We start from the raw sequence: 23,897 nt of genomic DNA on the forward strand, positions 1-23,897 counted from the left end.
TCGAGGGGGTACAGACGAACGTCGTGCACCATCGCGTACGGACCTATGTGCTCAGCCGTCCGTTCGAACAGGACCGTGTTCCGTGGCGGGAGCAGGGATCGAGGCCAGGCGTCGGCTGGTGCCGAGTTTCTTCTTCAGCGCGATGTTCTCGTGGTAGAGGTTCGCGGTCACCGCGGCCAGCGCGTCGAGCTTGCCCTGGGCCTCGGTGACTTGGGCCTTAGCCTCCCGCAGCTGCTTACGCAGGTCGGTGATCGTCTCGTCGCGCTGCACTTCGCCGGGGGTGCGAAGCACCGGCCGGGCGACTTTGGCGTCCCACTCGGCCAGGATCTCCTCGGCCCGGTGGACGGTTGCGTGGCTGACCTGGGCCTCGCGGGCGAGGTTCTCCTTGGTCAGGGCGCCGTTGGTGTGCAAGGGCTCACCGGCCAACAGCCGGGCCATGGCTTCACGGAGTTTCGTTGCGGTCGCGGCGGATACCGGCATCAGTGGGCACCTTCCAGGTTGGCGAATTGTGCGGTGACCGACTGCACCTCGGTGAGACGGATCTCTATGGATTCGCGCCGCGGTGGGGAGAGTCGTTCGCGTCGCAGGGTGTCTTGCAGGTCGCCCTCTTCGGCGATCCAGTAGGGGGCGTTCTTCAAGGTCAACACCGAGTTGCGGCATTTGCCGGGCTGGCACGCGCCGAGCAACGGCTGCTTGCCCCGTTGCTCGGGCGGGAGCTGGTTTTGGCACTCGGCGGTCGATGCCTGCCACAGACAGTGGTTGATCGTGCCGAAATGGAGCTGGGCGAACTCGTCCCGCAGCAAGCTCACCTGCATCCGCTCGTCCGCGATCTGTGCTTGGAGGTGCGGATCGCTGTCCATGGCCTTGATGACCTTGTCCAGGCCGGCGTGGAGCCTGGCGGCGCCGGGGCCGACGGCGACCGGATCACCCTGCCGACGGGCCTTGAGGAGTTCGACGAGCTTGCGGGCGGCGGCCAGTTCGAGCTGGTTGTCGAACTCCTTGCTCCAGTTCGCATCCATTCTTCCGTAGCCAGCGGTGACCCGGTTGGCCAGGGCTCGTCGGGCGGCGTGCTTGAGCTGGATTCCGAGCGCGATCTCCCCGTCGGGCTGCTGGGCGGTGATGATCGCCATGGTCTTGCGGAACATGTGCGGTCGCACCAGCCCATCGGGGATGGGCTCCAGTCCGGTCCTCTCCAGCGTCTTGTTGATGTTCTCAATGAAGAAATCGATGTCGCGGAAGGCATCGAAGCCCGCGCGGCCGCGGGTTCCCTCCGGCAGGAACCCGCTGGGCGGGGCCAGGGTGGCGAAGATGTGGCTGTCGTGCCAGGACAGGCGTTCGGCGACTGCCACGGCCTGTGCGACCGGTTCGGTGATCCACCACTTGAGGCGGGGCCGGGATTCGTCGTGCTTGACCTTCCTCGAGGCGATCGCGGGGGATCCGTAGTGCTCGACGATGGAGTTCCGTTCGATCTCCTGCAGTTCACTGTCGCGCATCAGCGTGAGGGCGGCGATGAAGACGTAGCAGGCGGCTCTGACCATTCGCAGGGCGTGCTCGAGGTCGCCGTCCTCGATGTAGTCGGTGCGGTCCTCGGTGATCGCCTCACGCACCCACCGCTGTCGCTGCCGGGTGCGGGCGGTGCCGCTGGTGAAGACGTTCGCCCGGGTCACCGTGCCGAATACGCGGCTTTCCAGGGTCAGCCAGACCGGCTCTCCGGCCGGCCCGTGGACGCTGGACTCCCGGCGGACAGGTATGCGGTTGGCTGGGTCGGCCAGCCATTTCTTGACCTGGGCATCAAGGTCATCGGGCCGCCGGTTGCGGCCGCGGACGGGCTGGTCAACGACGCCCAGAGCGGCCCGGCCTTCCTTAGCCGTGAGGGGCCGGACCCGGCCTGCATCGGCCAGCTGCTGCACCATCCTCCGCCTCATCTGGTGCCGGTCCGAGTCCCGGCCGGTTTTGAACACGCCCTGGCTGACGCCGCCCGTCAGCCACAGGCTCAGCGTTGACCACATCACCGTGCCCGCCGGGTATCCGCGGAAGTCCCTGGCGTGGACGGGCACCAGGGAAGCAGGGTCCTGCACCCAGGCGGCGAGCTTCACGTCGATGTCCCGAGCCCGATGGGTCTGGCGCCGTGTCCCGGCAGAGGCCGCCACGGCGGCGGCCTGCTGGTCGCGGCGTTCAAGGATCTGCGGGGCCATGTCATCGATGTAGAACCAGGCGGCCCGCAGGAGCGGCCACCAGATGGCCGGCGGAATCGAGGGGGTGGACAGCTCACCGGTGTATGTCCGCTCGGCCACCTCCGCAGCCGACTTCCCCGGCCACGGGTCCTCACTCAGGCCGCCTCCGGTCAGCAGCGGGGCGAAGTCCAGCAGTCGGCGAATGGTGAGAACGTCGTTGGCCAGGGTCGACGTTCCGGACGTCAGCGCGTGATGGTCGAGGTAGTCCTGCCAGTCCTCCGCCGCCCACGCGGCCAGATCGTGGGGCATCTGCTGTTCGACCGCCCATGCGGCGATGAGCCGCATCTTGTCGCACATCTGCCTGACCGAAGGCAGGCTCCAGTTCTCGGCCCGGAAGAACAGGCCGGCATCCCGGAGGATCTTGTGGCTGGAGTTGAGCATCCCGAAGGCGATCTCGCGGGTCCGCAGATTCCAGAGCGGGTCCGTGGGAAACGACGCCCGCCAGGCGCTCTTCACCCGGTTCGCCGGCCGTCGAAGGCAGTCGCCGGGCCAGTACCCGCTCTGCCCGAAGAGCGGGACCTCCGCTCCGGGGATGAGGTTGCGGCGACCGCCGAGGACAGGCGTGTCGTCGGGGATGGTCTGCGAGGGCAGAACCTGGAAGGCGGCGGCGGTTGTCATCGGTCGTACTCCGTTCGCATTCCGAGCGGCAGGTCGAGGCGGAACTTGCCCTCCTCGATCTGCCGGCGGGCCTCTGGAAGCTGTTCCGCGCACTCGGCGAACACTTCCTTCAGTGCGGCTGCCTGAACGGCCCAGGTGGCCTGCCAGACCGGTGGGGTCAGCACCTTGCGCATGTGGGTGATGTGGTCGTCGAGCATCAGCAGCCGGGGCAGCTGCGAGGTGAACACGATCGCGTTCGGGCAGATCATGCACATCGCCGGCGCGACGTGGCAGAGCCTGCCCTTGGGGGTGTGCGGGGAGTCGTGGGGATCACGGCAGTTGACGACACCCATGTCGAGCTCTCCGTGCTGCAAGGCTTTTCCCTGCTCAGGCGAGATGCCCAGCTCAGCGGCCGTCTCCGGCTCCGCAAGCATGGCCTCGGCCCCCTCGGTGACCAGCACGGGCTTGCCAGGCTTGATCTTGTTGAAAACTCCGCGCTGGGCCCGGTTGACCGCCCGGCCTGCCAGGACGTGCGCGGTCGTGCCGTGCGCGTAGTGGCCCCGGAACACTTCGATGTGGTGGTCGTCCCCGGCCAGGTCGCTCAGGCTGCCGCCCAGAGCGGCGACGCGCGTGGTCTTCGACGTCTTCCGCAGCCGCCGCACGTCGTGCGGCTCGGAGATCTTCGCCGGGTCGCCTTCCATATCCGGATGGGTGGCGATCCAGTCGGTGAACCGGCGCCCCGGGCGCTTGAAGATCGCCCGCCCCGCGGCCATGCGACGCCGGTAGTCGGTGGACTCGACGGCAGTGAACAGCCACGGATCGGTCTCGAATACCTCCCGGGTCAGGGTGTTCACCGCGATCAGGCGGCGCAGGAGTCCGGGGACGTCCCAGTTGCCGGTGCCGGGGTAGATGGACTCTCCAGGTGCCTCGTCCTCGTCCAGAGGCCGCTCGCTCTCCCGCGGCCCATCGTTGCCGTGCAGATGCGGACGGACCCGCTGGGCCCGCAGTTTGGTCTGCAGCACCCGGACCCCTTCATCGCTGAACTCAAGGTCGTCCAGACAAAGATCGTGCACTTCCTCGGAGGTGGCATCGCCCATGGCCAGCAGGAGCAGGACCCGGAACGGCTGCAGGTCGAGTTCGTTGGGGAACAGCAGGCCACTGACGGTGGTCATCACGCCGTACTTCCCGCCGAAGCGGGCCATGTAGAGGGGGTCGGCCACTATGTCCCTTACCGGCTTCGGCCACCACTTGAAGTGCGCCGGGAGATGCGTCAGCAGGGCGGGCATGTCGAGCACGCCGTGCCGGGCCGCCCAGACCAGATTGGGCAGCGACCGCCAGCCTCCACTGCGCGGGTCCTGGCCCTCAGCCAGCAGAGCCCGGCCCACGGCGAGCCGCTTCTCCAGGGCCCGGACATCAGCCTTGGCGCCGTCCAGCAGAAGCAGACGCTCGTGATTGGCGAACTCGTCCAACGGCTCGCTCGAGCCACCCCGGAACGTCGGCGGCCCTTCCGCCCGCCGCCGCAGGCGCTCGGGCACCTTCGCGTCCCGGACCGCCCTGTGCTCCACCAGAGTCAGCAGCAAACCGGCCAACACGTTCGGCTGGTTCGAAGTCGGCTCGTAGCGGGTGACGAGATCTTCCTCCCACTGGTAGATCACCTCGGCCAAGTCGATGGGACCGCCATCCAGCCGGGCTTCATCCGGATCGAGGCCGGTGGCCGCCAGATGCGTGCCGGCGAACGTCAGGAAGCTGCGGATCGCGGTGACGTAGTTGCCGCTGAAGGCCAGACCCGCCTTGCGGTGATAGTCCAGCCAGGCATCAGCCAGCTGGCCCGCCAGCAGTGAGCACTGGTACTCCGCCGGATCGATCCGGTGGGTCATCCGCTGGTGCCGGTAGACGTAGACGAGTTCCCGGACCCCGATCCGTCCAGGCGGCGCCGGCGGCGCGACGGTAGCGGCCGGACGCTGCCGGCTCCTGCGTTCTCCCCGGCGGGGCATCAGGCAGCCCTCCCCTGCGTCAGCCGGGCCGCGTAGTCGGCGTAGGTGGTGTCCCGGGCATTCCAATCCGCGATCGCCCGGGCGACCAGCAGGTTCGTCTTGCGGATGTAGCGCAGGTAACGCATGGTCGACGTCGCCTGGCGATGGCCGAGCAAACGCTGAACCGTCAGCTGCGGCGACCTGCTGATGTGATCGGCCAGGTACGCGGTGTGCCCGCCCAGCTGCCGCAGCTCCGCCTCCTGCTCCGCCACCAGCTCGGTCAGCAACTGGAGCATGAAGATCGCGAACGTGTGACGCAGGTCGTGGATCTTGAATGCCCGCGGCACCACCGTCTCGAGCTTGTGCTCCTTGCTGATCCGCAGGGCCCGCACGTGGGCGTCCTCGAAGATCTGATGCCAGCGCTGCGCGGAGAGCATGCGCCCGCCGCGTCCGACGAACAGCGCCATCGGTTCCAGACCCTGGTCGCCCTCGATGACCGCGATCCGGCGCGTGGCCACGTCCATGTCCTTGATCGTGAAGGTCCGCCGGCGGCCGTACAGGACTCCGCTGAGCTTGCCCTGCCGGGAGTTGATGTCGTCGACGACGAAGAGCTCCGACCGGTGACGGTGCAGTGTGCGGGCGGCCGCATGCACGATCTTCGCCCGCTCTGTGCGCCGGTAGAAGTCGATCTCCCGCAAGGTGTCGTGCTGGATCTCCACCGTGCGAGGCAGCTTGTACTTGGCCATCTCCCCCAGGTCCACCAGCGCCGCCGAGCCGTCCCGGCGCGGCCTCCCGACCTCGATATCGAGCAGGGTGCTGAACTCCCGCAGGCGCATCCCGGTCGTCACCGCCAGCTCCGCCGCCGCGCTGTTGCGCAACGGCGCCGCCCCACGGAACGACCGGTCCGCCCGCTCGTCCGGCAATAGGCCACGAAGCCCCACCTGCTTCAGGAACCGCCACTGCGAGTAGGTCAGATGACGAACATCGAGGTCGTTGACGACGGACACGGACAGAACGTCCTTACCGTTCTTGCGTCGGAGATATGGGCGCCCTTCCAGCAGCTTCGCGTCCTCGACAGCCCAGTCGTAGAAGTTGTTGATCGCAGCCCGCCGCCGCATCCACGTGGCCGCCGACACCGGCTCGTCCTGGTACTCCATGAGCTCGTCCCGGTAGGCAACGAGGTCATCCTCCGTAGCCGACAACAGATCAGTCGGTGGGTCCAACTGCCCAAGGAAGTCAGCCAGATCCATGAGGTCGTACGTGTAGTCCTGGAGCGACCCTGCATCCAGACGCTTGGCCAGCTCAAAGAAGAACGAGGTAAGCGGCTCCAGCGGACGCATGTCCGCCCCCAGGAAGAACGGCGCGCCCTCCTTCAGAGCACCCTTGCGGGTCACGTACTCGATCCAGTCCAGATCCACACCGTCCACGGCACCCGCATACCGGCGCACCTTGGCGTGCGACACGAAGAAGTACTCCACGAAGCCCCCACACCTGAGACATCAACAGTCACTTGAACCTAACAGCCACCCGTGGTGTACCGCTGAGACACCGAGACATCTACAAACCCTTGAGCTAACCGGCGCCCTCCTGGTTGGCGGGCCGCGCCTCAAGACGGACCACGTGCGGATGGTCCGGTCGCAACTCGGCCGAGTCCTCGGCGAGCACGATCCGCTCCCGCTCCCCGACCAGGCCAAGGAGGGAGGCGAGGAGCGTGGTCTTCCCCGTTCCCGTACCGCCGCTGACCAGGTACGACACACGGGAGTCGATCAGGCCTCGCAGGACCGGAGCTCCTCCGGGCGGCACCGTGCCCGCCTCGGCCAGCTCCTCCAGGGTGAAGGCGCGCGGGCGCACCACCCGGAGCGACAGGCAGGTGGAGCCGACCGCCACCGGCGGCAGCACCGCGTGCATGCGGGTGCCGTCGGGGAGCCGGGCGTCCACCCAGGGCCGGGCATCGTCGAGCCTCCGTCCGGCGACGGCCGCGAGCCGTTGCGCGAGTCTGCGCACGGCGGCGGCGTCGGGGAAGGACACCGGGGCCCGTTCGAGGCCGGTCCCCCGGTCCACCCACACCAGGTCGGGCGCGGAGACCAGGACGTCGGTGACCGCCGGGTCGGCTAGCAGGGGTTCCAGCGGTCCGGTACCGATCAGCTCGCACCTCAGCTCCTCGGCGGCTCCGAGGACCTCCGCGTCACCGAGCAACCGGCCCTGGGCCCGCAGCGCCGCCGCGACCCGGGCCGGGGTGGGCTCGGCCCCACTCGCCGCGAGCCGCTGCCGCACGGCGTCAAGGAGCCCCGCGCCACCGCCCTCGCCCCAGACCCCGGTCACGCCGCACCGCCGGGCGTGAGCACGCGCTCCCAGAAGGCGGCGCAGAACCGACCGAGCGGTCCCCGGGGCTCGGCGCCCGGGGGCACCCCCGCGTCCTGGTCCGCCACGGCCCCCGGGTCGTAGGGAAGCTCGCCGGCGAGGGGCAGCCGCAGCGCGTCGGCGATCCACCGCTCGTCGAGTCCCGCCGCGTACGGACCGCGCGCCACGACCCGCAGGTCGCGCACGGTCACGCCGAGGGCGGAGGCCGTCCGGTGGGCCGCCGCGACGGCCCTCAGCTCCCCGGGGACCACGAGCAGTCCGAGGTCGAGCTGGGCGAGGGCCTCGGCGGTCGGCTCGCCGCCCCCGCGCGGCAGGTCGACCACGACGACCCCGCCACGGCGTCGTGCGGCGGCGAGCACGGACCGTACGGCCGCGGGCGGCACCGGTGCCGTGGGCTCCCTTCCCCAGCTGAGCATCCGGACCCCCCGCACCGACGGCAGGGACTCCTCCAGGGCGCCTCCCGCCAGCCGGCCCTTCGACGCCGCGAAGTCGGGCCAGCGCCTGCCCTCCTCGCGTTCGCCGCCGAGCAGCACGTCGAGACCGCCGCCCAGCGGGTCGCCGTCGACGAGCAGGGTGCGCTGCCCGGCCCGAGCGGCGGCGAGAGCGAGGGCGCAGGCCAGGGTGGAGGCGCCCGCTCCTCCCCGGCCGCCGGCGACGCCGACCGTCAGCGCCTGTCGGCCCGCACCCTCGGCGGCGTCGGCGATGCGGTCGACGAGAAGGCTCTCGGCGTCCGGAAGCCGCAGCACGCACTCCGCGCCGATCTCGACGGCCAGCCGCCACATCTCCGGATCGTCCCGTTCACGGCCGACGAGGACGATCCCGGGCCGCCGCACGGCTCCCCGGCACCGGGCCGCGGAGTCGTCGCCGATCAGGACGAGGGGCGGGTCCGTCCAGTTCGCCCGTCGTTCGGGCACCCGGTGGTGCACCTCGGGATCGACCCCGGCCGCCGCGCACAGCCGGAGAAGGTCGTCGAGCAGTTCGAGATCCTCGGTGACGATCAGCGGCCCGGCCCGGTGCGTCTCGTCGGCCCGGGGCTCCCCGCGCGCTCCCGTGTGCCGGGCTCCCGGGCTTCCCTCCGCCGTGCCGTGCCTCCTCGCCGAGGACGCCCCGCCGGGCGCCGGGCCCGGTGGAGAGCCCCACCTCGCGCCCTCGGTCCCCGTGGTCCCGACGCCGGAAGTCCTGGATGCCCCCATGGCACATGCTCCTCTCGTGATTCCTGCCGTCCGCGAACGCGCGACAGGAATCACCGTGGGGTCACCGCGGAAATCATGGGGGCCCCACCGAAAAACTGTGGATAAGGGCGGCCCTGTGAATAACTTCGCCACCCTGCCGGAGCCTGTCCGGAACGCAGCACAACAGTTACTCTGAGTGAGAAATCAGAGCCATGTCGCCCTACAGGCCGATCCACGGCCAGGAGGTGGAAAGAAGGGAGAAGGCGATGCCGTACCGGCCGGAAACGGCTCCGGACATGCGACGACCCCCGCCGGGGGGGAGAGCGGGGGTCGTCTTCTCCGGCCGACTCGGGGGGGGGGAGGAGTCGGACCGGGGTAGCACGGTCGCGAACGATCCGTGACTTCCATGGTGTACCCGAGAGGCTTCTCAGGCAAACCCACGCGCTCCAGCGTACGCCGAATGGCGGGCACCTATGCTCGGGGTCGTGGAAAACCACTCCTTGCCACGCACGGCCGCCTTCTTCGACCTGGACAAGACGGTCATTGCGAAGTCCTCGACGCTGACCTTCAGCAAGTCCTTCTACCGGGGCGGGCTGATCAGCCGCCGCGCCGCCCTGCGGACGGCCTACATCCAGTTCGTCTTCCTGGTGGGCGGGGCCGATCACGACCAGATGGAGCGGATGCGCGAATATCTTTCCGCGCTCTGCAAAGGCTGGAACGTCGCCCAGGTGAAGGAACTCGTCGCCGAGACCCTTCACGCACTGATCGACCCGATCATCTACGACGAGGCGGCCTCCCTCATCGAGGCCCATCACGCCGCCGGCCGGGACGTGGTCATCGTCTCGACCTCCGGCGCCGAGGTGGTCGAGCCCATCGGCGAGATGCTCGGCGCCGACCGGGTCGTCGCCACCCGGATGGTGGTCGGCGAGGACGGGTGCTTCACGGGTGAGGTGGAGTACTACGCCTACGGGCCGACGAAGGCCGAGGCGGTCCGGGGACTGGCGGAGTCGGAGGGCTACGACCTGTCGCACTGCTACGCCTACAGCGACTCGGCGACCGACATCCCCATGCTGGAGGCCGTGGGCCACCCGCACGCGGTCAATCCCGACCGGACCCTGCGCCGCGAGGCCGTCGCCCGGGAGTGGCCGATCCTTGTCTTCGACAAGCCGGTCCGGCTCAAGCAGCGGCTTCCCACGTTCCGGATGCCGCCCCGGCCCACCCTGGTCGCCGCGGCGGCCGTGGGGGCGGCGGCGGTCGGGGCCGGGATCGTCTGGTACGCCGCCCGGCGCCGGCGGGCCGTCCCCGCCGCCCACCGAGCCGCCGCTTCCGCCCGGATCCGACCCTGAGGAAGAGAAGCGGAACCAGCACTTTCGCTTCTACCTCGGGAGGAGTAAAAAGGAATCAGGCCCGCGAGACCTGAGGCATCCGAGAGGATCTCCTGTTGAGCAAGAAGGCCCCACGGACCTAGCACGGAAATCCGGCACCCACGCGACGTCGACCCGTCGATTACGGGCCAGCCGCACCAGGCCACGGGCAAAGCACCCGGCCTGATGGGCATCCATCGAGGACGCTTGGTAACCGGACGGACGTGCCGGCGGCGGTACCTGAAGGGGTACCGCCGCACCCCTTTCCGGGGACGGACCCGGAGCGGACCCGGGGCCCCTGACCGGAAGGTCCGTGAGGGTTCCTCAGGCCGCGCCGCGCTGGAGCGCCTCGCAGACGGCAGTCGACTCCCGGACCCCCAGCCCGACCGAGCGCCCGCAGTGCGCGATCCAGCCGCCCACGCCATCCGGGGTCCCCGACAGGTACCCCTCGAACGCGGCGAGGTACGCCGCCCGCCCCTGCTCCGCGTGACCGACCTCGGCCGGGCAGATCGCCTTGGGGTCGAGACCGCTGCCGACCAGCACGATCCGCTCCGCGGCCCGGGCGACCAGGCCGTTGTACGAGGTGAAGGGACGCAGCGCGAGCAGCTCGCCGTGCACCACGGCGGCCGTCACGAGCGCCGGGGCCTCGCCGCCCGCGACGATCAGCTCCGCGAGGCCGTCGAGTCGCCCGGCCACCTCCGCGGGCGTCGGAACGGGGCCTTCGAGCAGCGGTTCGTCGACCGTCTCGCCGTCCAGCCGGGGCCGGCCCACCGAGTCGCCCGGATCACCGGCGGCGACCAGGTGGAGCCGGGCGAGCACCCGCAGGGGCGACTGGCGCCAGATGGAGAGGAGCTGCCCGGCCTCGGCCCCCAGGCGCAGGGCGGCGCCGACCGCGCGGGCCTCGGGATCACCACTGAAGTCCGTGCGCCGCCGGACCTCCTCCAGCGCCCAGTCGGCACCGGACAGGGCCGCCGAACCGCGCGCCCCGCGCAGCGCCGCCTCGGAGGAGATCTCGTTGCTGCGGCGGCGCATCACGCGGTGGCCGTAGACCCGGTCGACGGCCTTGCGTACCGAGTCCACCGCTTCGGCGACGCCCGGCAGGGAACCGAGGGCGGCCAAGGGGTCAGAGGCGTGCGTACTCATAAGGAGGGAGGCTACGCGCCCCGGGGCCCCGCCCCACGATGGAGTGGTCTTCTTCACGCATACCGACCACGAGGCGCGACCATGCCGCTACCCTAGGTGAACATGAAGATCGCTTTCGTGGGGAAGGGCGGCAGCGGCAAGACCACGCTGTCCTCGCTCTTCATCCGCCACCTCGCCGCCAACGAAGCCCCCGTCGTCGCCGTGGACGCCGACATCAACCAGCACCTGGGGGCCGCCCTCGGCCTCTCCGAGGCGGAAGCCGCCGCACTGCCCGCGATGGGCGCGCACCTGCCCCTCATCAAGGAGTACCTCCGGGGCACGAACCCGCGGATCGTCTCCGCCGACACGATGATCAAGACGACGCCGCCCGGGGAGGGATCGCGGCTGCTGCGGGTCCGCGAGGACAACCCGGTCTACGAGGCGTGCGCACGTCCGGTCCCCCTCGACGACGGCGAGGTCCGGCTGATGGCGACCGGCCCCTTCACGGAGTCGGACCTCGGGGTCGCCTGCTACCACTCGAAGGTGGGAGCGGTGGAACTCTGCCTCAACCACCTGGTCGACGGCGTCGACGAGTACGTGGTCGTCGACATGACGGCGGGCTCGGACTCCTTCGCGTCCGGTCTCTTCACCCGCTTCGACATGACCTTCCTGGTCGCCGAACCGACCCGCAAGGGGGTCTCGGTCTACCGCCAGTACAAGGAGTACGCGCGGGACTTCGGCGTCGCGCTCAGGGTCGTCGGCAACAAGGTGCAGGGCCAGGACGACCTCGACTTCCTGCGCGAGGAGGTCGGCGAGGACCTGCTCGTGACCGTGGGCCACTCGGACTGGGTCCGCGCGATGGAGAAGGGCCGCCCGCCCCGCTTCGAACTCCTGGAGGCGGAGAACCGCATGGCCCTCCAGGCCCTCCAGGACGCGGCGGACGACTCGTACGCCCACCGCGACTGGGAGCGCTACACGCGCCAGATGGTCCATTTCCACCTGCGCAACGCGGAGAGCTGGGGCAACGCCAGGACCGGGGCCGACCTGGCGGCGCAGGTCGACCCCGGTTTCGTGCTCGGCGAGCCGGTGGCCGTCCCGCAGTCCGGCTGACGGCTTCCGCCCGGGGGTGCGGCGCCGGTCAGCCCTCCGACCGGGGGGCCGTGCCCGCCGGAGCACCCGCCGGGACCGCGGGCGACGCGGGTGAGACGGGCTTCGCCGGCTGGGGGGCGAGGAAGTTCTTCCAGCCGGCCGCCGGGGCCTCGCCGACCTTGAGGGTCCGCATCTTGGCGATGACGTCGGGGTCCTGGGCGTCGAGCCAGTCGGCGAGCTGGCGGAAGGAGACGCACTTGACGTCCTTCTGCCCGCAGACCTTGGCGATCGTCTCCTCGACGGCCCGCATGTACGTGCCGCCGTTCCAGGACTCGAAGTGGTTGCCGATGATCAGCGGCGCGCGGTTGCCCCGGTAGGAGCGCTCGAACGCCTGGACCAGGCCGTCCCGCATCTGGTCCCCCCAGTACCGGTGCTGGGAGGGGTCGCCCTGGGTGGTGCCGGGCGACTGGTTGACCAGGAAGTTGTAGTCCATGGACAGCGTCTGGAAGGCGCGGCCCGGGACGGGCACGAGCTGCAGCGACAGGTCCCAGAGACCCATGTCCTTCTTGGGCCAGATCTGGTCGTTGACGCCGCTGGTGTCGTAGCGGAAGCCCATCTGTGCCGCCGCCCGGACGAAGTTCTTCCGCCCCTCCAGACAGGGGGTGCGGGCGCCGACGAGTTCCTTGTCGTAGTCGAAGGGCAGCGGCGGCTCGGTACGCAGGCCCGCGTTCGTCTTCCAGGTCTTGACGAAGGACTTGGCCTGGTTGATCTCGCTCTTCCACTCCTCGACGGACCACGTGCCCACACCGCCGTCGGCGCCGCAGAAGTGTCCGTTGAAGTGGGTGCCGATCTCGTTGCCGTCCTGCCACGCCCCGCGGAGTTCGTGGACGGTGGCGCGGATGCCCTCGACATCGTTGAATCCGATGTCCGAGCGGCCCGCGCCGTGCTGGGGCGGGTCGTAGAGGTTCCGCTTCTCCTCGGGCAGCAGGTACACGCCGCTGAGGAAGTAGGTCATGGTGGCGTTGTACTTCTTGCCCACCTCGCGGAAGTGGGAGAACAGTTTCTGGCTGTCCTCGCCCGCGCCGTCCCACGAGAAGACCACGAACTGCGGTGGCGTCTCCCCCGGCTTGAGGCGTTGCCACACCGGCTGGCGGGGCTGGGCGCCGGTGAAGGCGGTCGATCCGTCGCCGATCAGACGGGGCGCCGTTCGCGGGGCCGCGGCCTGGCCCTTCTTGGCGCCCGCGCCACCGGCGGGTGTGCCCCGCGCGGCGTCGTCGGAGCCCGAGCACCCGGCGAGACCGGTGATCAGGGCGACGGTGAGGGCACCGGCGGCGAGCGTCCTCTTCTGAGCAGTGGTCCTTCTCCCGGCGGCTGTCATCCGCCCACCTCTCCTCGATTCCGTGCGAGCGGCGTCAACGTCGCACCGCGACAGCCGGAGAGATGAAACGACAAGCTGAAGAACGGCCACCTACCACCGGATCGGGTGAACCGTTGCCCTATTTGCCCGTAAAGTCGCACCCGGATCTTTACTCTCCATTACGATTCATTTACCGAGCGTTGATCTTCCATTCGAGAGATCCCGCCGGGAATCCCGCCGCTGTACGCCGTGATCCCACGGCCGCGAGCCCCCCGCGCTCGTCCCGCACGAGCCGCGACCGCGCTGCCCCGGAGGAGACGGGAACATGACTCTCTGCCCCCCTGACCGCACGACCACCAGGCCCCGCGTCCAGCGGCCCCACAGCCCCCCGGGCGGGCCGCGCCGCTTCCGTGTCGCCGGCGCCGACCTGTCCGCGTCCGTCGCCGTCTTCCTGATCGCGCTGCCGCTCTCGCTCGGCATCGCACTCGCCACCGGAGCCCCGCTCCAGGCCGGTCTGGTCGCCGCCGCCGTCGGCGGCCTCGTCGCCGGCCGCTTCGGCGGCTCCCCGCTCCAGGTGAGCGGCCCCGCCGCCGGACTCACCGTCGTGACCGCCGAACTCATCCAGCTCTACGGCTGGCGCACCACCTGCGTCATCACCGTTCTCGCCGGCCTCGCCCAACTCGGCCTCTCCGCACTGCGCGTGGCCCGTTCGGCGCTCGCCGTCTCACCCGCGATCGTGCACGGCATGCTGGGCGGCATCGGCGTCACCATCGCCCTGGCCCAGCTGCACATCGTGCTCGGCGGCACCCCCCAGAGTTCCGCCGTGGACAACGTCCTCGGACTGCCCGCCCAGTTGGCGCGCGTCCAGCCCGCCGCCCTCACCGTCAGCGCGTTCACCGTGGCCGTACTCCTGTGCTGGCCCCGACTGCCGGGCCGGACGGGGAGATACGCACGGAAGGCCCCGGCAGCACTCGTCGCGGTGGCGGGTGCGACCGCCGTGGCGACGCTCGCCGGACTCGCCGTGCCCCGCGTCGACCTGCCGTCCTGGAGCAGCCACGCCCTGCCCGGAACGCCCGAGGGGCCGGTCCTCGGCATCGCCGCCGGCGTCCTCACGATCACCCTGGTCACCAGCGTGCAGTCGTTGCTCTCCGCCGTCGCGGTCGACAAGCTCGTCGCCGCCCGCCCCGACCACGGCCTGGGCATCCCCCGCACCGCTCTCGACCGGGAACTCGCGGGCCAGGGCGCGGCCAACGTGGTCTCCGGCGCGCTCGGCGGACTGCCGGTGGCCGGAGTCGCGGTCCGCAGCGTCGCCAACGTCTCGGCAGGCGCGGTGAGCCGCGCCTCCACCATGCTGCACGGCCTGTGGATCGTGCTCGCGGCCCTGTTGCTCGTGCCCGTGCTCGACCTGATCCCGCTGCCCGCGCTCGCCGCGCTCGTCATGGTCGTCGGCATCCAGATGGTCAGCATCACCCACATTCGCACCGTCACCCGCCATCGCGAGGCCGTCGTCTACGCCGTGACGCTCTCCGGAGTCGTCCTCGTCGGCATCCTGGAAGGCGTCGCCCTCGGCATCGCCGTGGCGGTCGCGGTCGCCCTCCACCGGCTCTCCCGCACCCGGATCACCCGTGAGGAACGGGACGGACGCCAACTGCTGCGCGTCCGGGGCCAGCTGACCTTCCTCGCCGTACCCCGGCTGAGCCGGGCGCTGCACCAACTGCCGCAGGGTTCCGACGTGGTGGTCGAACTGGACGGTTCCTTCATGGACCACGCGGCCTACGAGGCGCTGAGCGACTGGACGGCCGGGCACCTCGCCCACGGGGGCACGGTCGAGACGACCGGCCCCTCCGGCACCCGGATCGCCGCTCCCTCCCCCGGCACCGCCCCGCACCCCTGCTGCCGTCCCTGGAACCCGTGGCACAACCACCAGTGCGGGCAGCGACCGGGGGAGGAGGGCGAGGGGGCCGGCTCCGGTGGCGAGCGGTCCGCGTCCCGGGCCGCGCCGGGTCTGAAGCTGGCGAGCGGCATCGGCAACTTCCAGCGGAACACCGCCCCGCTCGTACGGGACGAGCTCGCCCGGCTCGCCCGGGAGGGCCAGCGCCCCTCGCAGCTCTTCCTGACCTGCGCCGACTCCCGCCTGGTCACCAGCATGATCACGGCGAGCGGACCCGGCGACCTCTTCACGGTGCGCAACGTCGGCAACCTCGTCCCGCTCCCCGGCGAGGAGAGCGGGGACGACTCCGTGGCGGCGGCCATCGAGTACGCGGTGGACGTGCTGCGGGTCGAGTCGATCACCGTCTGCGGCCACTCGGGGTGCGGCGCGATGCAGGCCCTCCTGAACGGCGGTCCGGACGACCCTCCGTCCCCGCTCCGCCGCTGGCTCCGGCACGGCAGACCCAGCCTGGAACGGATGGCGAGCAGACGTCACGTCTGGGCCCGGATCGCGGGACGCCTCCCGGCCGACGCGGTCGAGCAGCTCTGCCTGACCAACGTGGTGCAGCAGCTGGAGCACCTGCGGGCGTACGAGTCGGTGGCGCGCCGGCTCGCCGACGGCAGTCTCACGCTGCACGGGATGTACTTCCATGTGGGCGAGGCGCAGGCGTATCTGCTCGACGGCGCGGACGGGCCGCACGGCCACGACGCCTACGACGACGTCTTCACGCGCGTCATGCCGACCGCGCTCCCGGCCGCACCGGAGGCCGGACCGACTGCCCGCCCCCCGGCCGGCCCCCTGGTCGCCCCCCCGGCCGACCCGGCGGTCCGGCTGGAGACGACGCGCGCCTCCTGAGCGGGCGCCCCCTCCGGGGCGCGCGCCCCGGGGCACGCGCCCTGAACCATCGGCTCCGTCCGTCCGTGGAACCGTGTGGCCCCTTCTCCCCCCGCTCGGGCAGAAGGGGCCACCCACGCCAGGCACTCATAGGTCTAAACCAATTTCCTGGTTGCTCTTGTCACCCGGGCATCTGACTGATGAGCTATGACGCGGGACACATACGCACATGAGGACGCCCTGGGAAAGGGAGATGTCGTGAGCAACGAAAGCCTGGCCAATCTGCTTCGCGAGGAGCGCCGCTTCGCGCCGCCCGCCGAGCTGGCGGCGAACGCCAATGTGACGGCGGAGGCGTACGAGCAGGCCAAGGCGGACAGGCTGGGCTTCTGGGCCGAGCAGGCCAAGCGCCTGACCTGGGCCACCGCGCCGACCGAGACCCTCGACTGGTCGAACCCGCCGTTCGCCAAGTGGTTCGCGGACGGCGAGCTGAACGTGGCGTACAACTGCGTCGACCGGCACGTCGAGGCCGGTCACGGCGACCGGGTCGCCATCCACTTCGAGGGCGAGCCGGGCGACAGCCGCGCGATCACCTACGCCGAACTCAAGGACGAGGTCTCCAGGGCCGCCAACGCCCTGATCGAGCTGGGCGTCCGCAAGGGCGACCGGGTCGCCGTCTACCTGCCGATGATCCCCGAGGCGGCCATCACGATGCTGGCCTGCGCCCGTGTCGGCGCCGCCCACTCGGTGGTCTTCGGCGGCTTCTCGGCCGACGCGGTGGCCTCCCGCATCCAGGACGCCGACGCCAAGCTGGTCGTCACCGCCGACGGCGGCTACCGGCGCGGCAAGCCGAGCGCCCTCAAGCCGGCCATCGACGAGGCCGTTGCCAAGTGCCCGCAGGTCGAGCACGTCCTCGTGGTCCGTCGAACGGGCCAGGACACCGCCTTCACCGAGGGCCGCGACGTCTGGTGGGACGACATCGTCGCCCGCCAGTCCGCCGAGCACGCCCCGGAGGCGTTCCCGGCGGAGCACCCGCTCTTCATCCTCTACACCTCGGGCACCACGGGGAAGCCGAAGGGCATCCTGCACACCTCCGGCGGCTACCTCACCCAGGCCGCCTACACCCACCACGCCGTCTTCGACCTCAAGCCGGAGACCGACGTCTACTGGTGCACCGCCGACATCGGCTGGGTCACCGGCCACTCGTACATCGTCTACGGCCCGCTGGCCAACGGCGCGACGCAGGTCATGTACGAGGGCACCCCGGACACCCCGCACCAGGGCCGGTTCTGGGAGATCGTGCAGAAGTACGGCGTCACCATCCTCTACACGGCGCCCACCGCGATCCGCACGTTCATGAAGTGGGGCGACGACATCCCCGCGAAGTTCGACCTGTCCAGCCTCCGCGTGCTCGGCTCGGTCGGCGAGCCGATCAACCCCGAGGCGTGGGTCTGGTACCGCGAGCACATCGGCGCGGGCAGGACCCCGGTCGTGGACACCTGGTGGCAGACCGAGACCGGCGCGATGATGATCTCGCCGCTGCCGGGCGTCACCGAGGCCAAGCCGGGTTCCGCCCAGCGCCCGCTGCCGGGCATCTCCGCCACCGTCGTGGACGACGAGGCCAACGAGGTGCCGAACGGCGGTGGCGGTTACCTGGTCCTCACCGAGCCGTGGCCGTCGATGCTCCGCACCATCTGGGGCGACGACCAGCGCTACGTGGACACGTACTGGTCCCGTTTCGAGGGCAAGTACTTCGCGGGCGACGGCGCCAAGAAGGACGAGGACGGCGACATCTGGCTGCTCGGCCGGGTCGACGACGTCATGCTCGTCTCGGGCCACAACATCTCGACCACCGAGGTCGAGTCGGCGCTCGTCTCCCACCCGGCGGTGGCCGAGGCGGCCGTCGTCGGCGCCGCCGACGAGACGACCGGCCAGGCGATCGTCGCCTTCGTGATCCTGCGCGGTACGGCGAACCAGGCCGACGGCCTCGTGGGCGAACTGCGCGACCACGTCGGCGCGACCCTCGGCCCGATCGCCAAGCCGAAGCGCATCCTGCCGGTGGCGGAACTCCCGAAGACCCGCTCGGGCAAGATCATGCGCCGTCTGCTGCGCGACGTGGCGGAGAACCGGGAGCTGGGCGACGTCACCACGCTGACCGATTCCTCGGTCATGTCCCTCATCCAGACCCAGCTGCCGGCCGCCTCCAGCGAGGACTGAGGCCCGGCGGCACGCCGTGCGGGAACGCCCGCCCCGGTCCGGGGCGGGCGTTCCCGTGCGTCCGCCCCCTCCTCCGGTGGCAGAAAAGCGGATGAAGCAGGATGAATTGCATAGGCTGCTTCTACGCCGGATACCCGCCGCCTCCTTGGGTAGGGTGTGCGTCGCGTCCAAGACGCGACGGAAAGACCCAGGTGCGCCGGGAAGTCTGGTCGGCATGTGCTTCGCCCTGCCCGCCCGACGGAGGTCCCCACATGTCCGCGCCCACCGACCGCAAGCTCCTCGGGGTCCTCCCCCTGCCGGAGCGCCGCCACCTCACCGACGCCCTGCGCACCGAGACCGTCGGCGGCGTGCTGCTCCTCCTCGCCGCCGTCGCCGCCCTGATCTTGGCGAACACACCGCTGAGCGACAGCTACGCGTCCGTACGCGAATTCCATTTCGGCCCCGCCGCCCTCGGCCTCGACCTGTCGGTCCAGCACTGGGCCGCCGACGGCCTTCTCGCCGTCTTCTTCTTCGTCGCCGGCGTCGAACTCAAGCGCGAACTCGTCGCGGGCGAGCTGCGCGACCCCCGGGCCGCCGCGCTCCCCGTCATCGCCGCCCTCTGCGGCATGGCCGCGCCCGCCCTCGTCTACACCCTGGTCAACGTCCTCGGCGACGGCTCGCTCGACGGCTGGGCCGTCCCCACCGCGACCGACATCGCCTTCGCCCTCGCCGTCCTCGCCGTCATCGGCACCTCGCTGCCGTCCGCGCTCCGCGCCTTCCTCCTCACCCTCGCCGTCGTCGACGACCTCTTCGCGATCCTGATCATCGCGGTCTTCTTCACCGGCGACCTGAACTTCGCCGCGCTCGGCGGTGCCCTCGCCGGCCTCGTCGTCTTCTGGCTGCTGCTCCGCAAGGACGTCCGCGGCTGGTACGTGTACGTGCCGCTCGCCCTGGTCATCTGGGGCCTGATGTACAACAGCGGCGTCCACGCCACCATCGCGGGCGTGGCCATGGGCCTGATGCTGCGCTGCACCACCCGGGAGGGCGAGGAGCACTCCCCCGGCGAGCGCATCGAGCACCTGGTCCGCCCGCTCTCGGCCGGCCTCGCCGTACCGCTGTTCGCGCTCTTCTCCGCCGGGGTCGAGATCTCCGGCAAGGCGCTCGGGGACGTCTTCACCCAGCCGGTCACCCTCGGCGTCGTCCTCGGTCTCGTCGTCGGCAAGGCGGTCGGCATCTTCGGCGGGACCTGGCTCGCCGCCCGCTTCACCCGCGCCGAACTCAACCCCGAACTGAACTGGCCCGACGTCTTCGCCCTCGCCACCCTCGCCGGGATCGGCTTCACCGTCTCGCTCCTCATCGGCGAACTCGCCTTCACCGGGAACCCGGCCCTCACCGACGAGGTGAAGGCGTCCGTCCTGATCGGCTCGCTCGTCGCGGCGCTCCTCGCCACCGTCCTGCTGAAACTGAGGGTGCGGAAGTACGCCGCGCTCTGCGCCGAGGAGGACCGCGACGACGACCAGGACGGCATCCCGGACATCTACGAGGAGAACAGCCCGGAGTACCACCTGCGGATGGCCGAGATCCACGAGAGGAAGGCCGCCGAACACCGTCAGCGCGCCCAACTGGCGGGGGCACCGAGCGACGGGGCCGACCGTCCGGCATGATCTGAGTCGGACCGTAGACGAGCAGAGGGAGCAGCGATGAGCGACCTGTACGACAAGGCCGAGCCCAGCCTCGGTCAGCTGGTCGCCTCGGCGACCGCCGAGATGTCCGCACTGGTGCACGATGAAATCGCCCTGGCCAAGGCCGAGCTGAGGCAGGACGTCAAGCGGGGAGCGATCGGCAGCGCGGCGGGCATCTCGGCCGCCGTGGTCCTGCTGTTCTCGCTGCCGATGCTGAGCTTCGCCCTCGCCTACGCCATCAACACCTGGACCGGCGGCCACAACGGCAACGGGGGCTGGAACCTCGTCTGGTGCTTCCTGCTCTCCTTCGCCGCGAACGTACTGCTCGCGGGTCTGCTCGGTGCCCTCGCGTACTCCAAGTTCAAGAAGGTCAAGCCGCCGGAGAAGTCCATCGCGTCGGCCAAGCGGACGGCCGCGATCGTCCAGAACGTCAAGCCCCACCCGCGCCCCGAGCGGCCCAAGGCCCTGGACAAGGCCGCCGTTGTGGGACGCTCCTCGGTATGACCCTTCCCGAGAGCAGCACCGCCGGCGGGCCCGTACGGCTCGACGGGCCGTGGACCCACCGGGACGTGGCCGCCAACGGCGCCCGCTTCCACATCGCCGAGATGGGCGACGGCCCGCTGGTGCTGCTCCTGCACGGTTTCCCGCAGTTCTGGTGGACCTGGCGCCACCAGCTGCCCGCTCTCGCCGAGGCGGGGTTCCGGGCCGTGGCGATGGACCTGCGCGGAGTGGGCGGCAGCGACCGCACGCCGCGCGGTTACGACCCCGCCAACCTGGCACTCGACATCACCGGGGTCGTCCGCTCCCTGGGCGAGCCGGACGCCGCCCTCGTCGGACACGACCTGGGCGGCTACCTCGCCTGGACGGCGGCCGTGATGCGGCCCAAGCTGGTGCGCCGGCTCGTGGTCTCCTCGATGCCGCACCCGCGCCGCTGGCGCTCCGCGATGCTCTCCGACTTCGCCCAGTCCCGCGCCGGTTCGCACGTCTGGGGCTTCCAGCAGCCGTGGCTGCCGGAACGCCGGCTCGTCGCGGACGACGCCGCGCTCGTGGGACAGCTGATCCGGGACTGGTCGGGGCCGCGGCCGGACGTGGACGAGGAGGACATCGAGGCGTACCGGCGGGCGATGCTCGTCCCGTCGACGGCGCACTGCTCGATCGAGCCGTACCGCTGGATGGTGCGCTCGCTCGCCCGTCCGGACGGCGTCCAGTTCAACCGGCGCATGAAGCGGCCGGTGCGGGTGCCGACGCTCCACCTCCACGGCTCCCTGGACCCGGTGATGCGGACCCGCAGCGCGGCCGGTTCGGGCGAGTACGTGGAGGCGCCGTACCGCTGGCGGCTCTTCGACGGCCTCGGGCACTTCCCCCACGAGGAGGACCCGATGGCCTTCACCACGGAGCTCGTCAACTGGCTGAAGGACCCCGAGCCCGACCGCTGACGCCCCGTCGCGCCCCTTCGCCCCGGAGGGAGTTGGACCGGACGGCCATGTGCCCCGCGCATACTCCAATTGGCGGGCCCCGGAGGGGTTACCGACCTTGGGCCACGGGCACACGTCGGGTATGGGCTGGACGCACGACTACGGTGACACGACAGCACGCGACCACGGCTCGGCCGCCGGGTCGAACCCCCTCGGAAGGGGCGGTTCGCCGGAGGAGATCCGGGCGCACGCCGTGCAGGGGGTGGGGATCTCGCGCATTCTGCGCCGCCGGGCCCGCTGGGTCTCGGCCCGGCTGAGGCACTCCCGCAACTGACCCCGGCCGAATCCGGTACGACGTCTCCGAACCGGAGCCGGGGCGCTTCCGGGCCGCGGACCGGCGGGCCCTTCCGGCGGAGGCCGGTGGACGGAGGGACCGCCAGCGGGCGGGATCAGAGGGCGCAGCCCTGGGTGTCGACCTGCTGGGCGGCGGTCCGTCCTTGTTCGATGTCCTCGCGGATCTCGTCGGCCGTCAGAGCGTAGCCCGTGTTCGCGTCGTCGCGGGAGCGGGCGAAGATCACGCCGTACACCTCTCCGTTCTCGGTGAGGAGGGGTCCGCCGGAGTTGCCCTGGCGAACCGTCGCGTACAGCGAGTACACGTCCCTGTTCACCGTGCCCCGGCTGTAGATGTCCGGGCCGTCCGCGTTGATCCGGCCGCGCACCCGTGCCGAGCGCACGTCGTACGATCCGTTCTCCGGGAATCCGGCGACGATCGCGCCGTCCCCGCTGCGGGCGTCCCCGCCGGCGAAGGCGAGCGGGGCGGCCTTGAGGTCCGGCACGTCCAGGACGGCGATGTCGCGCTGCCAGTCGTAGAGGACGACCTTGGCGTCGTAGAGCTTGCCCTTCCCGCCGATCTGGACGGTCGGTTCGTCGACGCCGCCCACGACGTGCGCGTTGGTCATGACGCGGCGCTCGGCGAAGACGAAGCCGGTTCCTTCGAGGACCTTGCCGCAGCTCGGCGCGGTGCCGACGACCTTCACGATGGAGCGCTGGGCGCGCGCGGCGACCGGGCTGTCCACGAGCGCCGGATCGGGCGGAAGGACCGGGGTGATCGGCTCGCTGACGAAGGGGCTGAAGACCGGCGGGAAGCCGCTGCGGGCCAGCGTGGAGCGGAAGTCGGCGAACCAGCCGGACGACTGGTCGGGCATCACCCGCTCGATGCCGAGCAGAACCCTGGAGCTGCGCACCTCCCTGCCCACGGTGGGCAGGGAGGTGTTGGCGATGAGCGAACCGATCAGCCAGGCCACGAGCAGCATCGCGACGACGTTGACCAGGGCTCCGCCCGTGGCGTCGAGGGCACGGGCGGGCGACCAGGTGATGTGGCGGCGCAGCTTGTTGCCGAGGTGGGTGGTGAACGCCTGGCCGACCGAGGCGCAGACGATGACCACCATCACGAAGACGACCGTCACCGTGGTCGATACCTCGCTGTTGTCGGTCAGCTCGTTCCAGAGGACCGGGAGCAGCAGGACGGCGACGAGACCGCCGCCGAGGAACCCGATCACCGAGAGGACGCCGACCACGAATCCCTGGCGGTAACCGATGATCGCGAACCACACGGCGGCGAGCAGCAACAGGATGTCCAGCACGTTCACCGTCAATAGCCTCGCAGATTCTTTCCGGTCGCCCGGGGGTCCGGCCCCGCCGGGGGTCAGCCTGTCATGAGCGCCGGTCGAGCGGGACCTGCCGGGACCGGTCCCAGGGCCGCTCCCAGCCGGCGAAGTGGAGCAGCCGGTCGATCACCCCGGCCGTGAAGCCCCACACCAGGGTCGATTCGACCAGAAACGCGGGACCTCGGTGGCCGCTCGGGTGGACGGAGGTCGCGCGGTTCCGGGGGTCCGTGAGGTCCGCCACGGGCACGGTGAAGACGCGGGCGGTCTCGGCGGGGTCCACGACCCCGACCGGGCTCGGCTCCCGCCACCAGCCGAGGACGGGGGTGACGACGAAGTGGCTGACCGGGATGTAGAGCGGGGGCAGCACGCCGAAGAGCTGGACGCCGTCGGGGTCGAGCCCCGTCTCCTCGCGGGCCTCGCGCAGGGCGGCGCGCAGCAGGCCGCCGTCCGCCGGCGGGCCGTCCTCGGGGTCGAGCGCGCCCCCGGGGAAGGAGGGCTGTCCCGCGTGCGAACGGAGGGTGCCCGCACGCTCCATGAGGAGCAGTTCGGGTCCTTGGGCGCCCTCGCCGAAGAGGACGAGCACCGCGGACTGGCGGCCGTCCCCGCTCGCGGGCGGCAGGAAACGGCTCAGCTGTTCGGGACGGACCGTGCGCGCGGCCCGGTCGACGGGGGCGAGCCAGGCCGGCAGACCGGCCCGGCTGATCAGGCCGTCGGCCGCGGCCCCCGGGACCGCCGGGCGGCGGGCCCCCTGCCCGTGAGCCTGGGCCCGTTGCTCATGGGCCTCTTCTTCAGTGCGCGTCATAGGCACCCCCATTGGTTCACAACGCGGTGGGTGGACGGGTTCGTTCCCGGGATCCGGGCCGGTACGGGCGGGGGCCTTCTCCGACGGGGGCCGTCCCGGGCCTGA

At 70.9% G+C, this 23,897-nt stretch carries 16 protein-coding genes and 1 pseudogene; 7 read left to right on the forward strand and 10 right to left on the reverse strand.

Features of this window, described 5'->3' with window-relative positions; all coding sequences use genetic code 11:
* Positions 1 to 51: 51 nt before the first annotated feature.
* From ACFYZY_RS08910 to ssd, 6 genes and pseudogenes are all read right to left on the reverse strand, one after another.
* Positions 52 to 480 carry a hypothetical protein gene (locus tag ACFYZY_RS08910; protein ID WP_388691086.1) on the reverse strand — a complete coding sequence of 143 codons (429 nt, stop codon included), beginning with the start codon at positions 478 to 480 and terminating at the stop codon, positions 52 to 54.
* On the reverse strand, positions 480 to 2,852 hold the full coding sequence (locus ACFYZY_RS08915) for a hypothetical protein (protein ID WP_388691089.1): 2,373 nt from the start codon (positions 2,850 to 2,852) through the stop codon (positions 480 to 482). Before ACFYZY_RS08915 ends, ACFYZY_RS08910 begins: the two co-directional genes overlap by 1 nt.
* The gene (locus ACFYZY_RS08920; RefSeq protein WP_388691091.1) at positions 2,849 to 4,708 is read right to left on the reverse strand and encodes a hypothetical protein; all 1,860 of its coding nucleotides are present in this window, start codon (positions 4,706 to 4,708) and stop codon (positions 2,849 to 2,851) included. The genes ACFYZY_RS08915 and ACFYZY_RS08920 overlap by 4 nt, the downstream gene beginning before the upstream one ends.
* 116 nt (positions 4,709 to 4,824) lie before the next feature.
* Positions 4,825 to 6,282 carry a site-specific integrase gene (locus tag ACFYZY_RS08925; protein ID WP_388691094.1) on the reverse strand — a complete coding sequence of 486 codons (1,458 nt, stop codon included), beginning with the start codon at positions 6,280 to 6,282 and terminating at the stop codon, positions 4,825 to 4,827.
* Positions 6,283 to 6,379: 97 nt separating this feature from the next.
* Positions 6,380 to 7,126: pseudogene (locus ACFYZY_RS08930) on the reverse strand (CpaF family protein); the annotation flags it as partial.
* Entirely contained in the window at positions 7,123 to 8,358 is a 1,236-nt protein-coding gene (gene ssd, locus ACFYZY_RS08935; RefSeq protein WP_388691096.1) for a septum site-determining protein Ssd, read from the reverse strand. The gene ssd and the pseudogene ACFYZY_RS08930, both read right to left, overlap by 4 nt.
* Before the next feature lie 452 nt (positions 8,359 to 8,810).
* Between ssd and ACFYZY_RS08940 the strand changes: the two genes are divergently transcribed.
* On the forward strand, positions 8,811 to 9,683 hold the full coding sequence (locus tag ACFYZY_RS08940) for an HAD family hydrolase (protein WP_388691099.1): 873 nt from the start codon (positions 8,811 to 8,813) through the stop codon (positions 9,681 to 9,683).
* Positions 9,684 to 10,025: 342 nt separating this feature from the next.
* Here ACFYZY_RS08940 and ACFYZY_RS08945 read toward each other — a convergent pair whose 3' ends face one another.
* The gene (locus tag ACFYZY_RS08945; protein ID WP_388691102.1) at positions 10,026 to 10,844 is read right to left on the reverse strand and encodes an oxidoreductase; all 819 of its coding nucleotides are present in this window, start codon (positions 10,842 to 10,844) and stop codon (positions 10,026 to 10,028) included.
* A gap of 102 nt (positions 10,845 to 10,946) precedes the next feature.
* Between ACFYZY_RS08945 and ACFYZY_RS08950 the strand changes: the two genes are divergently transcribed.
* Positions 10,947 to 11,933 (forward strand): ATP-binding protein, encoded by a 987-nt coding sequence (locus ACFYZY_RS08950; protein ID WP_388691103.1) that lies wholly within the window; start codon positions 10,947 to 10,949, stop codon positions 11,931 to 11,933.
* Positions 11,934 to 11,961: 28 nt separating this feature from the next.
* Here ACFYZY_RS08950 and ACFYZY_RS08955 read toward each other — a convergent pair whose 3' ends face one another.
* Positions 11,962 to 13,290, reverse strand: coding sequence for a hypothetical protein (locus ACFYZY_RS08955; RefSeq protein WP_388691105.1), 1,329 nt, complete (start codon positions 13,288 to 13,290; stop codon positions 11,962 to 11,964).
* A 304-nt stretch (positions 13,291 to 13,594) separates the two neighbouring features.
* Here ACFYZY_RS08955 and ACFYZY_RS08960 point away from each other — a divergent pair, with 304 nt between their 5' ends.
* The 5 genes from ACFYZY_RS08960 (at position 13,595) to ACFYZY_RS08980 (ending at position 21,344) form a co-directional block, all read left to right on the forward strand.
* On the forward strand, positions 13,595 to 16,054 hold the full coding sequence (locus ACFYZY_RS08960; RefSeq protein ID WP_388691107.1) for a SulP family inorganic anion transporter: 2,460 nt from the start codon (positions 13,595 to 13,597) through the stop codon (positions 16,052 to 16,054).
* 186 nt (positions 16,055 to 16,240) lie between these two features.
* Positions 16,241 to 18,247, forward strand: a complete 2,007-nt coding sequence (gene acs, locus ACFYZY_RS08965; protein ID WP_388691110.1) for an acetate--CoA ligase — start codon at positions 16,241 to 16,243, stop codon at positions 18,245 to 18,247.
* Between the two features lie 251 nt (positions 18,248 to 18,498).
* Complete coding sequence (gene nhaA / locus ACFYZY_RS08970; protein WP_388691113.1) at positions 18,499 to 19,890, forward strand: Na+/H+ antiporter NhaA; 1,392 nt, start codon at positions 18,499 to 18,501, stop codon at positions 19,888 to 19,890.
* Between the two features lie 36 nt (positions 19,891 to 19,926).
* Positions 19,927 to 20,412 (forward strand): phage holin family protein, encoded by a 486-nt coding sequence (locus ACFYZY_RS08975; protein WP_388691114.1) that lies wholly within the window; start codon positions 19,927 to 19,929, stop codon positions 20,410 to 20,412.
* Positions 20,409 to 21,344, forward strand: coding sequence for an alpha/beta fold hydrolase (locus tag ACFYZY_RS08980; protein WP_388691117.1), 936 nt, complete (start codon positions 20,409 to 20,411; stop codon positions 21,342 to 21,344). Before ACFYZY_RS08975 ends, ACFYZY_RS08980 begins: the two co-directional genes overlap by 4 nt.
* A 428-nt stretch (positions 21,345 to 21,772) precedes the next feature.
* Here the strand turns inward: ACFYZY_RS08980 and ACFYZY_RS08985 are convergent, their stop codons facing one another.
* Both ACFYZY_RS08985 and ACFYZY_RS08990 read right to left on the reverse strand, forming a co-directional pair.
* On the reverse strand, positions 21,773 to 22,972 hold the full coding sequence (locus ACFYZY_RS08985; protein WP_388691120.1) for a MarP family serine protease: 1,200 nt from the start codon (positions 22,970 to 22,972) through the stop codon (positions 21,773 to 21,775).
* A gap of 64 nt (positions 22,973 to 23,036) precedes the next feature.
* Positions 23,037 to 23,792 carry an NUDIX hydrolase gene (locus ACFYZY_RS08990; protein WP_388691123.1) on the reverse strand — a complete coding sequence of 252 codons (756 nt, stop codon included), beginning with the start codon at positions 23,790 to 23,792 and terminating at the stop codon, positions 23,037 to 23,039.
* Positions 23,793 to 23,897: the final 105 nt, after the last annotated feature.

It is taken from the genome of Streptomyces sp. NPDC001744, assembly GCF_042892575.1.
Lineage (GTDB): Bacteria > Actinomycetota > Actinomycetes > Streptomycetales > Streptomycetaceae > Streptomyces.

Excerpts from the sequence above, each read along its gene's own strand:
- ACFYZY_RS08910 (WP_388691086.1), bottom strand. The coding sequence starts at position 480 with ATGCCGGTATCCGCCGCGACCGCAACGAAACTCCGTGAAGCCATGGCC.
- ACFYZY_RS08915 (WP_388691089.1), bottom strand. The coding sequence starts at position 2,852 with ATGACAACCGCCGCCGCCTTCCAGGTTCTGCCCTCGCAGACCATCCCC.
- ACFYZY_RS08920 (WP_388691091.1), bottom strand. The coding sequence starts at position 4,708 with ATGACCCACCGGATCGATCCGGCGGAGTACCAGTGCTCACTGCTGGCG.
- ssd (WP_388691096.1), bottom strand. The coding sequence starts at position 8,358 with ATGGGGGCATCCAGGACTTCCGGCGTCGGGACCACGGGGACCGAGGGC.
- ACFYZY_RS08940 (WP_388691099.1), top strand. The coding sequence starts at position 8,811 with ATGCTCGGGGTCGTGGAAAACCACTCCTTGCCACGCACGGCCGCCTTC.
- ACFYZY_RS08945 (WP_388691102.1), bottom strand. The coding sequence starts at position 10,844 with ATGAGTACGCACGCCTCTGACCCCTTGGCCGCCCTCGGTTCCCTGCCG.
- ACFYZY_RS08950 (WP_388691103.1), top strand. The coding sequence starts at position 10,947 with ATGAAGATCGCTTTCGTGGGGAAGGGCGGCAGCGGCAAGACCACGCTG.
- ACFYZY_RS08955 (WP_388691105.1), bottom strand. The coding sequence starts at position 13,290 with ATGACAGCCGCCGGGAGAAGGACCACTGCTCAGAAGAGGACGCTCGCC.
- ACFYZY_RS08960 (WP_388691107.1), top strand. The coding sequence starts at position 13,595 with ATGACTCTCTGCCCCCCTGACCGCACGACCACCAGGCCCCGCGTCCAG.
- acs (WP_388691110.1), top strand. The coding sequence starts at position 16,241 with ATGACGCGGGACACATACGCACATGAGGACGCCCTGGGAAAGGGAGAT.
- nhaA (WP_388691113.1), top strand. The coding sequence starts at position 18,499 with ATGTCCGCGCCCACCGACCGCAAGCTCCTCGGGGTCCTCCCCCTGCCG.
- ACFYZY_RS08975 (WP_388691114.1), top strand. The coding sequence starts at position 19,927 with ATGAGCGACCTGTACGACAAGGCCGAGCCCAGCCTCGGTCAGCTGGTC.
- ACFYZY_RS08980 (WP_388691117.1), top strand. The coding sequence starts at position 20,409 with ATGACCCTTCCCGAGAGCAGCACCGCCGGCGGGCCCGTACGGCTCGAC.
- ACFYZY_RS08990 (WP_388691123.1), bottom strand. The coding sequence starts at position 23,792 with ATGACGCGCACTGAAGAAGAGGCCCATGAGCAACGGGCCCAGGCTCAC.